The 13,415-nt window shown below is 60.5% G+C and carries 12 protein-coding genes; 2 read left to right on the top strand and 10 right to left on the bottom strand.

The annotated features are described in order from the left end of the window. Positions 1-5: 5 nt before the first annotated feature. The 5 genes from TG4357_RS08690 to TG4357_RS08670 form a co-directional block, all read right to left on the bottom strand. Entirely contained in the window at positions 6-2,387 is a 2,382-nt protein-coding gene (locus tag TG4357_RS08690; RefSeq protein WP_058262493.1) for a circularly permuted type 2 ATP-grasp protein, read from the bottom strand. A gap of 6 nt (positions 2,388-2,393) precedes the next feature. Continuing rightward, entirely contained in the window at positions 2,394-5,738 is a 3,345-nt protein-coding gene (locus tag TG4357_RS08685; protein WP_058262492.1) for a transglutaminase family protein, read from the bottom strand. Between the two features lie 129 nt (positions 5,739-5,867). Beyond that, a complete protein-coding gene (ureG, locus tag TG4357_RS08680; RefSeq protein ID WP_058262491.1) occupies positions 5,868-6,491 on the bottom strand; it encodes an urease accessory protein UreG in 624 nt (207 codons plus the stop codon). After that, the gene (locus tag TG4357_RS08675) at positions 6,488-7,132 is read right to left on the bottom strand and encodes an urease accessory protein UreF (protein ID WP_058262681.1); all 645 of its coding nucleotides are present in this window, start codon (positions 7,130-7,132) and stop codon (positions 6,488-6,490) included. The genes ureG and TG4357_RS08675 overlap by 4 nt, the downstream gene beginning before the upstream one ends. Next, positions 7,122-7,670, bottom strand: a complete 549-nt coding sequence (locus TG4357_RS08670) for an urease accessory protein UreE (protein WP_058262490.1) — start codon at positions 7,668-7,670, stop codon at positions 7,122-7,124. Before TG4357_RS08670 ends, TG4357_RS08675 begins: the two co-directional genes overlap by 11 nt. A 108-nt stretch (positions 7,671-7,778) precedes the next feature. On the opposite strand from TG4357_RS08670, the gene TG4357_RS08665 reads away from it, so the two are divergent. Next, positions 7,779-8,102 carry a hypothetical protein gene (locus TG4357_RS08665; protein ID WP_233487455.1) on the top strand — a complete coding sequence of 108 codons (324 nt, stop codon included), beginning with the start codon at positions 7,779-7,781 and terminating at the stop codon, positions 8,100-8,102. Here the strand turns inward: TG4357_RS08665 and ureC are convergent. Genes ureC through TG4357_RS08640 form a run of 5 tightly spaced genes read right to left on the bottom strand, consistent with a single transcriptional unit; the run spans position 8,099 to position 11,727 of the window. Next, on the bottom strand, positions 8,099-9,808 hold the full coding sequence (gene ureC, locus TG4357_RS08660; RefSeq protein WP_058262489.1) for an urease subunit alpha: 1,710 nt from the start codon (positions 9,806-9,808) through the stop codon (positions 8,099-8,101). The genes TG4357_RS08665 and ureC overlap by 4 nt on opposite strands. Positions 9,809-9,829: 21 nt before the next feature. Further along, positions 9,830-10,219 carry a lysozyme inhibitor LprI family protein gene (locus tag TG4357_RS08655; protein ID WP_074647019.1) on the bottom strand — a complete coding sequence of 130 codons (390 nt, stop codon included), beginning with the start codon at positions 10,217-10,219 and terminating at the stop codon, positions 9,830-9,832. Then, the gene (locus TG4357_RS08650; RefSeq protein ID WP_058262488.1) at positions 10,216-10,521 is read right to left on the bottom strand and encodes an urease subunit beta; all 306 of its coding nucleotides are present in this window, start codon (positions 10,519-10,521) and stop codon (positions 10,216-10,218) included. Before TG4357_RS08650 ends, TG4357_RS08655 begins: the two co-directional genes overlap by 4 nt. Positions 10,522-10,562: 41 nt before the next feature. Next, entirely contained in the window at positions 10,563-10,865 is a 303-nt protein-coding gene (locus tag TG4357_RS08645) for an urease subunit gamma (protein ID WP_058262487.1), read from the bottom strand. A 1-nt stretch (position 10,866) separates the two neighbouring features. Continuing rightward, on the bottom strand, positions 10,867-11,727 hold the full coding sequence (locus TG4357_RS08640; RefSeq protein WP_175473938.1) for an urease accessory protein UreD: 861 nt from the start codon (positions 11,725-11,727) through the stop codon (positions 10,867-10,869). 382 nt (positions 11,728-12,109) lie between these two features. Between TG4357_RS08640 and urtA the strand changes: the two genes are divergently transcribed. After that, on the top strand, positions 12,110-13,390 hold the full coding sequence (gene urtA / locus TG4357_RS08635; protein WP_058262486.1) for an urea ABC transporter substrate-binding protein: 1,281 nt from the start codon (positions 12,110-12,112) through the stop codon (positions 13,388-13,390). The last annotated feature ends 25 nt before the right edge of the window (positions 13,391-13,415 follow it).

Genomic DNA, 13,415 nt, shown 5'->3' with positions numbered 1-13,415 from the left:
TCCCATCACCTCATGTAAATCGATGACAGGCTGGTGCTGAGTTCAAACAAGCGCTGGCGGATATCGTCGAAATCCGAGATTTCGATTCCTTCTGGTCGGGTGCCGGTCAGGAATTGCTGAACCGCCGTGATCTGGCGCAACAGGGTTTCACGCCACGCCGTGTGATCAGGGTTGAGCGGCAGATCGGGCACCAAGCTGCACAGGATGTCGATCTGGAACAGGACCGACCGGGGATTGCTGAGATCCAGCAACATCAGGTCCAGAACGCTGTAGCGGTTGGGATCGACCAGAAACAGCCTTTGGTGGGTGGATATGCTGTCGCCATATTCGATCGCCAGATCGAGGCTGCCATTCGGGGCATCCGTGGCGGTGAAGCTTTGCAACACATCGTTCAGCGTGATCGCCCGTTCCAGCGCCCGACCGAATTCAAGGAAGCGCCAGCCGGAAGATCGGTACATGTTTTCCAGCACCAGTCCGCCGAAGCCCGACAATTTGCGCAGCAGGACGCTCATCGCGCGGGCGCAGTCATCGCCGGCGCGTACGGTTTTGGTCATCCCGGCCAGGGTCCGGTTGAGATCGCTGAGCGCCACCCAGGCATCGACCGAAAAGCGGTCGCGTACCTTGCTGGCGCAATGGGTTGCGGCGCTGATTTGATCGCGCAGCACATCGGGAAGATCCTGTTCCAGATCGACGCCAAGCCGGTCGAGATGTGCCGCCAGATGCTGCAACCGCCGCGAATGGGCCGGTTCGCCTTCGCTGATCCGGCGGTGATAGCTGCGGATCAGGCGGATCGTGCTTTCGGCCCGTTCGACATAGCGGCCCAGCCAGAACAGGTTGTCGGCGGCACGGCTGGGCAGTGCCCCTTGCAACACCCGCTGATAGGTGTCGCGGTTCGGGACCAGCGGGTCGCGCGGCACGTCGGTGTCCGACACCACCCAGACATCGGCGACCGATCCGCCCTGTTGCATCGACAGTGCCGAATTTTCACCGCCCGGCCCGATCCGGGCATAGCCGCCCGGCATCACCGCCCAACCGGTGGGCGTGCGCGCTAGAAACACACGCAGCACCATCGGGCGCGGCACCAGTCGACCGTTTTCATAACAAGGGGTCGTCGACAGGCTGACCGCTTCTTGACCGACCAACGTGCCGTCCCAATTGTCAGGCTGGGCTTCGCCGCTGATCCCGGTCGGGCCCATTGCGCTGATGTTGGAATCATGCGGCAACCCGGTCGCCAAAGCCGGGGCCAGCGCCAGTTTGTGGATGTTTTTCTGCACATAAGCGCGGGCCTGCGGATCGCCGCACCACCATGTTGCGATATTGGGCAATTGCAGCGGCTGGCCCAGCAGGATTTCCGACAGCCGGGGCAGAAATGCCATCAGGGCGCGGGTTTCCAGCACACCGCTGCCCAGTGCATTGCTGAGCGCAAGGCTGCCCGATCTGATCGCGCTGACCATTCCGGGGGTGCCGATGCGGCTTGCTTCGTTCAGTTCCAGCGGGTCCGCGAATTGCGCATCCATCCGCCGCCAAAGCATCGAAACCGGTTTCAGTCCCGAAACAGTGCGCACCATCGCCTGACCGTTGTGAACGGTCAGGTCTTCGCCTTCGAGCAGCATCAGGCCAAGATAGCGGGCGATGAAGACATGTTCGAAATAGGCGTCGTTATTCGGCCCCGGCGTCAGGATCGCCAAAGTGTCGCCATCGCTCATCCCACGCAGCGCGTCACGGAAGCGGCGGAAAAACCCGGCCAGCCGGTGCACATTGGTGTCAGGAAAGAAATCGGAATACATATGCGCGCTGGCACGGCGGTTTTCCAACGCAAAACCGGCCCCCGACGGCGCCTGTGTCCGATCGCCGAGCACGAACCAGCTGCCATCGGGATTGCGACCGAGTTCAAAGGCCAGATGTTGCAGGAACTGGCCCGAACGGGGCCGGATACCAACCATCGGGCGCAGCCATTCGGGGTTTTGTGCCAGCAATTCCGCCGGCAACTGGCCATTGCGGACCAACCGTTGCGGACCATAGATATCGGCCACGACCCGTTCCAGCAAGTTGGCGCGCTGAATCAGCCCAGTTTCGATCTGGGCCCAGTCGCTGTCATGCAGCAGCACCGGGACATGGCTGAGCGGCCAGTCGCGGTCTTCGCCCGATTGGGTCGAATAGCGGCGGAAAAACACGCCCATATCGCGCAGATACTGATTGCCGCGATGAAACCGGGATTCGCATCGCGCCGGGCCCAGCCCATTCAGGTAGGAAAGGAACGGGTGCCAGACCGGGCGCATGGTGCCGCTGGCATCGAACAATTCATCCGCCGTGCCCTTGGGCACGGCGTAACCTTCCAGCAGATTGGAAAGGTCGGGCTGGTCGGTCCGTTGTTCATGCTGCGGCATCTGCGGTCAGATCCCCGGTGAGCGCCTGAGATCCAATGTATGCGGAAATTCCGGATGCGTTGTTTCGGGAGCGGGTGTGTAGGTCCCCGATGTATGACCGTGTGGTTCGAACCGCGCAAGCCTTCGCGCTTCGGCTTCGTTACCATTGACCGGAAATGTTTCGTAGCTACGCCCGCCGGGATGGGCCACGTGATAGACGCAACCCCCCAATGCCCGGCCGGTCCAGCTGTCGTAAATGTCAAAGGTCAGCGGCGCGTTGACCGGCAAGACCGGATGCAAGGCTTCGGCCGGTTGCCAGGCCTTGAAGCGGACAGCGCCGACAAAGGTGCCGGCTTCTTCGGTTGCGGACAACGGCACGATGCGCTGATTGCAGGTGACGATATAGCGGTCGGGATTGGGCGTGGTCAGTTTGACCTGAAGCCGTTCGACCGAACTGTCAGTATAGCGCACGGTACCGCCGATGGCACCGGTTTCGCCCAGCACGTGCCAGGGTTCCAGCGCCTGACGCAGTTCCAGCTTGGTGCCTTCGTAGGTGACTTCACCGCAGAACGGGAAGCGGAATTCGGACTGCGCCTTGAACCAGTCTGGGTTCATGTCAAAGCCGTGATCACCCAGATCGCGCAGCACGTCCATCAGGTCGTCCCAGAGGAAATGCGGCAGCATGTAACGATCGTGCAGCACCGTGCCCCAGCGCACGGGTTTGCCCTTGATCGGCTGTTTCCACATCCGCGCGATGATGGCACGGATCAGCAATTGCTGCGCCAGGCTCATGCGTGGATTGGGTGGCATTTCGAAGCCGCGGAATTCGACCAGTCCCAGCCGCCCGGTGGGGCCGTCGGGGGAATACAGCTTGTCGATGCAGATTTCGGCCCGGTGGGTGTTGCCGGTCACGTCGATCATCATGTTGCGCAGCAGCCGGTCGATCAGCCAAGGTTGCGGCGCGGCGCCTTCATCGGGATCGGGGATTTGGCTGAGCGCGATTTCCAGTTCGTACAGGCTGTCATGGCGGGCTTCGTCGATCCGGGGCGCCTGCGAGGTCGGGCCGATGAACAGGCCCGAAAACAGGTAGCTGAGCGCGGGGTGACGTTGCCAATAGAGGATCAGCGACCGCAGCAGATCGGGGTGCCGCAAAAACGGGCTGTCCAGTGGCGTAGCCCCGCCGACCACCACATGATTGCCACCGCCGGTGCCGGTGTGACGCCCGTCAATCATGAATTTATCGGCACCTAAACGGCATTGCCGGGCTTCTTCATAGACCGCTTCGGTGGTGGCGACGCAGTCTTCCCAACTGTCGGCGGGGTGAATATTGACCTCGATCACGCCGGGATCGGGGGCGACCCGGATCACGTTGATGCGCGGATCGTGCGGCGGCGCATAGCCTTCGATATGGACCGGCAGGCCCAGTTTGCGGGCCGCCGTTTCGGCCGCAGCGACCAGTTCAAGGTAATCTTCGGCATCTTCGACCGGTGGCATGAATACGCAAAGACGGCCATCGCGTTCTTCGACTGACAGCGCGGTGCGCACCGCGCCGCCGACTTCGCCCAGTTCCTGTTCGACAATGTCCTGACCGGCGGGTCCGGCGCTGACGCTGGATACCGGTTGGGTATGGTCCGGTGTCGCTTCGGGCTGTTTGCCGGTTTGTTTTTCCCCGAAATCGGGCAGGTCGCCACGCGGCAGCGTCGGGTCGGTGACATAGGTATAGGGATAGGCCGATTTCGACAGATGCGGCAGCGCTTCGAGCGGCAGGCGATAGCCGACCGGGCTGTCGCCGGGCACCAGAAACAGATGACCACGGCGCATTTTCCATTTTTCCGACCGCCAGACATGGCCGGTTGCCTTGGATTGCCAGCGCTGGATCGGCAGCACATAGCCCGCCGGATCGGTCAGCCCGCGCGCAAAGACCCTGGCGATGCGATTACGTTCTTCTGGGTCTTTCAGTTTCGAATTTTGCGGCGTGACATTTTCGGGCAGGTTGCCTTCTTTCACGATCCATTCGGCGGGGTCTTCGAAAGCCGGTTGCACCATGTCGGTTTCCACCCCAAGCGTTTCGGCAATGCCGGTCATCAGCTTGGCCGCATCGGCATGGGTGGCACCGGTCTGGGCGGTTTCGGTCGCGATCAGATCGGGGTCTTGCCAGATCGGTTTGCCGTCTTTGCGCCAGTAGAGCGAAAAGGTCCAGCGCGGCAGGCTTTCGCCGGGATACCATTTGCCCTGTCCGTAATGCAGGAACCCGCCGGGGGCGAAGCGTTTTTGCAGCCGACGTATCAGGGTGTCGGCCAGATCGCGTTTCATCGGGCCGACGGCGGCGGTATTCCATTCATCGCTTTCAAATTCGTCAATCGAAACAAAGGTCGGTTCGCCGCCCATGGTCAGGCGCACATCACCTGCTTTCAGGCTGTCATCGACCTTGGCCCCCAGTTTCAACAGGTCGGCCCAAGCGTCGTCTGAAAACGGTTTGGTGATGCGCGGATGTTCGGCGGTGCGTTTGACCGTCATGTCGAAATCGAAATTGACCTCGGCGGCGCTGGCCATGCCGGAAATCGGCGCGGCGTTGCGGTAATGCGGTGTTGCGGCCAGCGGAATATGGCTTTCACCGGCCAACAGCCCGCTGGTCGGGTCCAGCCCGACCCAGCCCGCGCCGGGAATGAAAGCTTCGACCCAGGCGTGCAGATCGGTAAAATCCTGATCGGTGCCGGACGGGCCATCAAGCGCCTTCAGGTCCGGTTTCAGCTGTATCAGGTAGCCCGACACGAAGCGCGCAGCGATGCCCAGATGGCGCAGCACCTGCACTAGAAGCCAGCTTGAATCGCGGCATGACCCGGTGCCGATTTCCAGCGTTTCTTCGGGCGTTTGAACCCCGGGTTCCATGCGGATGACATAGCCGACATGGGAACTGACCAGCGCATTCAGCGCCACCAGCTTGTCCGTGGTGCGCAACCGGTCGCGCGGGATCGCGGCGACGAAATCCGCCAGTAGCGGCCCCATCGGTTCCGGTTTCAGATAGATCGACAGGTCCTGATCGAAATCCAGCGGATAGTCGAAAGGCCAGTTTTCCGCGCTTTCCTCGACGAAGAAATCGAACGGGTTGTAGACCGACATATCGGCGGTCAGATCGACTTCGATCTTGAATTCCCGCACCGGTTCGGGAAATACGAACCGCGCCTGCCAGTTGCCGTAAGGGTCCTGTTGATGGTTTACGAAATGCGGTTGCGGTCCGACCTTCAACGAATGGCTGATCACCCGCGTCCTGCCATGCGGCGCGGGCCGAAGGCGGATGATCTGAGGCCCCAAGGTAACGGGGCGGTCGTATTTGTAATGGGTCAGGTGATGGATCGAAGCAATAATGGCCATTGGGTGCCTGTCTGATTGGTCATGTGCCCCAGTATGAAGCAGCTGGGGAAACGGATCATTTCGAAACGCATGCGGTGCCCGGTCCGGTGAAGCTTATCCCGGATGCTGCCAAAAAAACAGGCAAAGTGGTCAGGTCGCCGCAACCAACCCGCCGATGTCTTCGATCAGAGCAACCACCGGGTCGATGCCGTCGCCCTGGCGCAGCGCAGTAAAGACGAAGGGCCGCCCGGCACGCATCCGCGTCGCGTCGCGGTCCATCACATCAAGCGAGGCCCCGACATAGGGTGCGAGATCGGTCTTATTGATCACCAGAATGTCGGATTTGGTGATCGCCGGGCCGCCCTTGCGCGGGATTTCTTCGCCCGCCGCCACGTCGATCACATAGATGGTCAGATCGGCCAGTTCGGGGCTGAACGTGGCGCTGAGATTGTCGCCCCCCGATTCGATCAGCACCAGATCAAGGTCGGGGTGGCGTTTGCGCATTTCATCCACTGCCGCCAGATTGATCGACGCGTCTTCGCGGATCGCGGTATGAGGGCAGCCGCCGGTTTCAACCCCGATGATGCGGTCCTGCGGCAATACCTGTAACCGCATCAACGCTTCGGCATCTTCCTGAGTGTAGATATCGTTGGTGATCGCGCCGAGAGAATATTTGCCCGACAGCGCCTTGCACAGGGCGGCGGTGAGGGTGGTTTTTCCGGCCCCGACGGGGCCGCCGATGCCGATGCGCAAAGGACCGTGAGGGGAAGTCATGAACGGAATAGCCTTGTATATTGGGTTTCATGGTTCATCGCGGCGATATCGGCCATAAAGACCGATCCGCCCAGATCGTCGGGGGTCAGATATTCGGTTTCTTCCGCGATGGTTTCGCAAAGCGGGGCAAGTTCGTTCAGCACTGTCTGGCCTTCGGTCTGACCCAGCGGCACCAGCCGCATCGCCGCCGAGGTCAGGTTGCTGGCGAAGGCGTGCAGGTACATGGCGCATGTCGGTCGCAGCGGAATTCCGTGGGTCTTGGCGGCATATCCCAAGGCCACCGGGTAGGTCAGTTCGGGCAGGTCATCGCCCCAGATTGCCGCCGTGGTCCGGCAAAACGCCACCCCCTGCGCGGTGGTTTCCAGCAGCCGTTCCTTGGCGGCCACAAAGGCACGGGCGGTTTCATCGATATCGTGCAGCGCCGCCGCGTCGGCACGATAGGCACAGGCCAGCAGGATCGCATCGTTGCGCCCGGTGCCGAAGCGCAGGATATCGCCCAGCCAGTCGCGGAAATCATCGCCATCGCGCACCTGTCCGGCCTCGATCGCCCATTCCAGCCCGTGGCTGTAGCTGAACGCGCCAACCGGATAGGCAGGCGACAACCATTGCGCCAGAGTCAGAAGGCCCCGTTCAGTGATCATGTTCATGTTCATGTTCATGTTCATGTTCATGTTCATGTTCATGGGCGTGGGAATGGTCATGGCTGTGGTCATGCGTGTGCAGCGTCGCGCCATGTTCGTGGCTGTGGGTGCGGCCATGACCATAAGCACCGCCTTCGGGCAGGAAGGGTTCGTTGACCTCGCTGACCGAGGCACCCAAGTGGTGCAGCATCGCTTCGATCACGTGATCGCGCTGAATCAACAACCGGTCGGATTCGATTTGGCACGGCGTATGGCGGTTGCCGATATGCCACGCCAGCCGGGGCAGGGTGTCGCCGGTGATTTGCAGCAGGTTTTCATCCGCTGCATGGATTTCGATCAGCCGCCCGTCTTGCAGTTCGAACGCGTCATGATCGTCGACCGAAGTGGTTTGTTCCAGATCGACCAGGAACCGTTCACCCTGCACCGTTTGCAGCATCTTGCGGCGCAAAAACCGTTGCTCATAGGTCAAGGTCACCGATCCGCAGGAGTCGCGCCAGTCGTGTTTTTTTCTCAACATGTATGCGGTTGGCAAGGTCATTGCATATATCCTGTGTCAGATCGGAGGGAGGACTTGTTAAACTTTGGTCTGTAACTGCCGTCTAAAAAAACAAGAAGAAACGTTTAAATGGTAAAAGGGGAAGTGCTCATGATGATGAAGTTTGGTCTTGCAGACGAGCTCGCCGAAATTCGCGAAGAAATCGCGCGGTTGCGCGAAAAGGAAGCTGCGGTTCAAGCCGCGATCCTGAGCTTCGAAGGACCTGTTCCGGCGGGACGGTTTCACCGCATCGAACTGGTCGAACGCCGGGAAATGGTGTTCGACAAGGACCGTTTGCCCGAAAAAGTTCGGGACAATCCCCGGTTCTGGCATCAAAAGGTCACCCAGAGCGTGCGCTGCCTGCCGATCCGGCCGCAGCTGGACCGGCCGGGTTGGCCGATCCGCCGTTTGGTGTCGTCTTCGCTGAGCCATTAGAACATGAAATAGCGCTGTGCCATCGGCAGAACCTCTGCCGGTTGGCAGGTCAGTAATTCGCCATCGGCGCGCACCTCATAGGTTTCGGGGTTTACCTTGATCTGCGGGGTGGCGTCGTTCAGCTTCAGGTCTTTCTTGCCGATGTTGCGGGTGTTTTGCACCGCGACGGTCTGTTTCGCCAATCCCAGCGTGGCGCCGATGCCTTCGGCCTGCGCCGCTGCTGATACGAAGGTGACGGCGGACTGTTCCACCGACCGGCCATAGGCGCCAAACATCGGGCGGCTGTAGACTGGCTGCGGCGTCGGGATCGACGCGTTCGGATCCCCCATCTGTGCCATCACGATGGTGCCTGACATCAGCACCATTTCCGGTTTCACCCCGAAAAAGGCCGGGTTCCACAGCACCAGGTCGGCGCGCTTGCCTTCTTCGATGCTGCCGATTTCGTGGCTGATGCCGTGGGCAATGGCAGGGTTGATGGTGTATTTGGCGATATAGCGGCGGACGCGGAAATTGTCGTTGTCGCCGGTTTCTTCGGCTAGGCGGCCGCGCTGTTTCTTCATCTTGTCGGCGGTTTGCCAAGTGCGGATCAGCACCTCGCCGACCCGTCCCATCGCCTGACTGTCGCTGGCGATGATCGAAAATGCGCCCATATCATGCAGGATGTCTTCGGCGGCGATGGTTTCACGCCGGATCCGGCTTTCGGCAAAGGCGACGTCTTCGGGGATCGATTTGTCCAGATGGTGACACACCATCAGCATATCAAGATGTTCATCGACGGTGTTGACGGTGAATGGCCGGGTCGGGTTGGTGGATGAAGGCAGCACATGGTCTTCGCCGCAGATCTTGATGATGTCGGGGGCGTGACCGCCGCCCGCGCCTTCGGTATGGAAGGCGTGGATGGTGCGGCCCTTCATCGCTGCCACGGTGTGTTCGACAAAACCGGATTCGTTCAACGTATCGGTATGGATCATCACCTGCACGTCGTAAGCATCGGCCACCGACAGGCAGCAATCGATCGCGGCCGGGGTGGTGCCCCAGTCTTCGTGCAGTTTCAGCGCACAGGCACCGCCCTTGATCTGTTCTTCCAAGGCGGCGGGCAGCGACGCGTTGCCTTTGCCGGCAAAGGCCAGGTTCATCGGGAAGGCGTCGGCCGCCTGCAACATCCGCCCCATATGCCACGGACCCGGCGTGCAGGTGGTGGCCAAGGTGCCATGCGCCGGACCGGTGCCACCGCCCAGCATGGTGGTCAGCCCCGAATGCAGCGCCTCTTCGATCTGTTGCGGGCAGATGAAATGGATATGGCTGTCAAAACCGCCGGCAGTCAGGATCCGGCCTTCGCCCGCGATCACCTCGGTGCCCGGGCCGACGATGATGTCGACGCCCGGTTGGGTGTCGGGATTGCCGGCCTTGCCGATCTTGGCGATGCGGCCACTTTTGAGGCCGACATCGGCCTTATAGATGCCCGTCCAGTCGACGATCAGCGCGTTGGTGATCACGGTGTCCACCGCGCCGCCCGCGCGGGTGACCTGGGATTGGCCCATACCGTCGCGGATCACCTTGCCACCGCCGAATTTCACCTCTTCGCCATAGGTGGTGTAATCTTTTTCCACCTCGATGATCAGGTCGGTATCGGCCAGCCGCAGCCGGTCGCCGGTGGTCGGGCCGTACATGGCGGCATAGTCGGAACGGGAAATTTTAGCAGGCATCGGTTCGGGTCCTTTTCAGGCTCAATTCATCTCGGTCAGGCTGCGCAATTCTTCGGTGCGCTGCCGGGTCAGGCGTTCTTTGCAGCTTAGAACCATCAGCGGTTCCATCGATCCGCCACGAAAGGCGAACCCTTCAGCTTCGCAAGCCTTGTCGCGGAACGGGATCCAGGCGCGCTGGGCATCGCGCAGCGCGGCTTCGGCCCCTTTCAGGTTTTCGGGTAGATAGCTGTCGGTGGTCCGCATGACATCGCGGGCCAGCTGATAGGCCAGGTTCAGGTCTTCATCGGCATATTGCCACATCTGGTAGGCGCATTGGTTCATGTCCCGCTGGGTCTGCGGATTGCTGCAATCGAGCGCCTGCGCGGCTCCGGCAGAGACCAACAAGACTGCGATGGCGAAACGGCACTTCATAACTTGCCCATCACTTGCTGATTGAAGCCGTAAACCGTGCGGTTCCCCGATAATGGTACCAGCGTCACTTCGCGGCGCTGGCCGGGTTCAAACCGCACCGCGGTTCCGGCGGCGATATCCAACCGCATGCCGCGCGTCGCGACACGGTCGAAATCAAGCGCCGGGTTGGTTTCATGGAAATGATAGTGCGACCCGACCTGCACCGGGCGGTCACCGGTATTGGCCACCATTACGGTGATGGTGTCGCGGCCCGCATTCAATTCCAGCTCGCCAGTCGCGGCAAACAATTCTCCGGGGATCATCGGCGGCTCTCCTCTTTCATCGTTTTTTAAGTACTCAAAATTCAACGGATCGGATCGTGCACGGTCACCAGCTTGGTCCCGTCGGGAAACGTCGCTTCGACCTGCACTTCGTGGATCATTTCGGCGATGCCCTCCATGCAGTTTTCGCGGCCGATCACCTGCGCACCGGCGACCATCAGATCGGCCACCGAACGGCCATCGCGGGCGCCTTCGACCACTGCGTCGGTGATCAGCGCGATCGCTTCGGGATGGTTCAGCTTGACGCCGCGCGCCAGCCGTTTGCGGGCCACTTCGGCTGCCATCGCGACCATCAGTTTATCTTTTTCTCTGGGCGTGAGGTTCATGTCAGATCATCCAAGTTCTGGGAAGGTTGGCCCCGTTCAGACAGGTCAGAACGGGCAGGAGGGTTTTGCGCAATTCGAACCCATCGGGGGCAAGAAGGCGCAAGTACAAAAGGCCGGGTCGGATCACCGATGCCCCGGCCGTGGTCGGCAGCAGGGCGCGGATGTGCGGCAGCAGGTGATCTGCTTCGTCCACCGTGGTTGCCAACAGGACCGTGGCCATCGCGCCCGCGCCAGCACCAATCGCGGAGCGCGTCATATGTGCCTGCAAATTGCCCTGCAATCGCATCGTGTCGGCAAAGATCAATGCGTCGTCGCGGGTCACCCGTATCCGGTCGGTCAGCTGGGCATCATTTACCGCTTCGCCCATCGCGGCGCGGCCAAAGATCAGCGGTTCCACCAGCAATAGCCGGGCCGTTGCTGACAGATCGACCGTCAACCGCCGGTCCAGTGCGGCGCGGTCGAACAGGATGGTTTCCTGCGGCAGCCAATCCAGCCTTGCGCCGTCTTCAGCGCTGAGACGGGTTTCGATCCGTCCGACTTCGCCCGGTTGGGCGCGGTAAATCCGTTCGGCGGCCTGGGTGGACAGGCGCAGGTGGCTGCCCGCCTTCGCCCCGGCCTGAATGGCAAGGCGATCTCCGCCCGTGACGCCGCCGGCAGTGTTCAGCATGATGCCGGTCAATTCCTGTCCATCGCTGCGCGGGAACAGCATCTTCATGCAGCCAGACGTACGCAGATCGGCGATGGCGGACCCGGTGTTTCGCAGCTTGGAAAATACCATCGCTTCGCCATTCGCGCGAGGCTGCTGCGAAACATGCAGGTTTGATGATATTTTGGCCGCGATAGTGATGATCCGCTCCGGCATTTGCGTCTTACCGATGGAATCGGTTGCACAAAGCGCCACCGCTTGGAAGTCGAACGCTTAAAAAACGGGCTGAGGGCGGATTTCGGCCAATTAGGCGCATAACAATTAGGCGATAAGGTCAGCTTTCGCCTAAAAAACGATCAAATGCGGCAGTGCAGCAAAGCGGATGTGTCGGGAAGATTGCGCGGTCGACTGCTTCCGACCTCACTGGCCCTGCCCCAAGGGAAATGCGTTTCCCGGGGCGTGTGACGACCGCAAGGATGTGGAAATCGATCGGCCGTCACACTGATGCAACAAACAACATGTTGCGGGGGAATAGGTAAGCGGTCCGATATTGCCGGACAAGACTTGCATATAAAAAAGCCCCGCTTGGAGGATGACCATGAATTATCTGAAATCCACGCTTGCGGGGGCTTTGGCTCTGGGCACGCTGAGCCTGCCGGCCGCTGCCGCCGAAGACACGATCAAAATCGGCGTATTGCATTCGCTGTCGGGCACGATGGCGATCTCGGAAACCACGCTAAAAGACACGATGCTGATGCTGATCGACGAACAGAACGCCAAGGGCGGCGTGCTGGGCAAACAGCTGGAAGCGGTTGTCGTCGATCCGGCCTCGGATTGGCCGCTATTCGCCGAAAAAGCGCGCGAATTGCTGACGGTGCAGGATGTCGACGTGATGTTCGGCTGCTGGACCTCTGTCAGCCGTAAATCGGTTCTGCCGGTGATCGAAGAGTTGAACGGGCTGCTGTTCTATCCGGTGCAGTACGAGGGCGAAGAAAGTTCGAAAAACGTGTTCTATACCGGCGCAGCGCCGAACCAGCAGGCGATCCCGGCCACCGATTATTTCCTTGAAGAACTGGGCGTTGAAAAATTCGCGCTGCTGGGCACCGATTATGTCTATCCGCGTACCACCAACAACATTCTGGAAAGCTACCTCAAGGGCAAAGGCATTGCCGAAGACGACATCTTCGTGAACTACACCCCGTTCGGCCATTCCGATTGGTCGAAAATTGTCGCCGATGTCGTGGCGCTGGGTGCGGATGGTAAAAAGGTCGGCGTGATCAGCACCATCAATGGCGACGCCAATATCGGTTTTTACAAGGAATTGGCCGCAGCCGGAATTTCCGCCGATGACATTCCCGTCGTGGCCTTTTCGGTCGGCGAAGAGGAATTGTCGGGTCTCGACACCGCCAACTTGGTTGGCCATCTGGCAGCCTGGAATTACTTCCAGTCGGCTGAATCCGAGATGAACGACGAATTCGTCGCCGCTTGGAAAGCCAAGATGGGCGACGAACGCGTCACCAACGACCCGATGGAAGCGCATTTCATCGGCTTCAACATGTGGGTGAACGCGGTCGAAGCGGCCGGGACCACCGAAGTCGATGCGGTTTCGGCGGCGATGATCGGGCAGGAATATCCGAACCTGACCGGTGGGACTTCGGTCATGTTGCCGAACCATCATCTGGCCAAGCCGGTTCTGATCGGCGAAATCCAGGATGACGGTCAATTCGACATCATCAGCCAGACCACCGAAGTGCCGGGCGACGCCTGGACCGACTTCCTGCCGGAATCGGCGGTACTGAAATCGGATTGGAAAGATCTGGGTTGCGGTATGTACAACACCGAAACCGAAAGCTGCGTTCAGATCAAATCGAACTACTAATCGGACATTCGGGCGGGCACCGACC

Source organism: Thalassovita gelatinovora, assembly GCF_001458355.1.
Classification (GTDB): Bacteria; Pseudomonadota; Alphaproteobacteria; order Rhodobacterales; family Rhodobacteraceae; genus Thalassobius; species Thalassobius gelatinovorus.
This window is presented reverse-complemented; position numbering and strand designations above follow the sequence as displayed.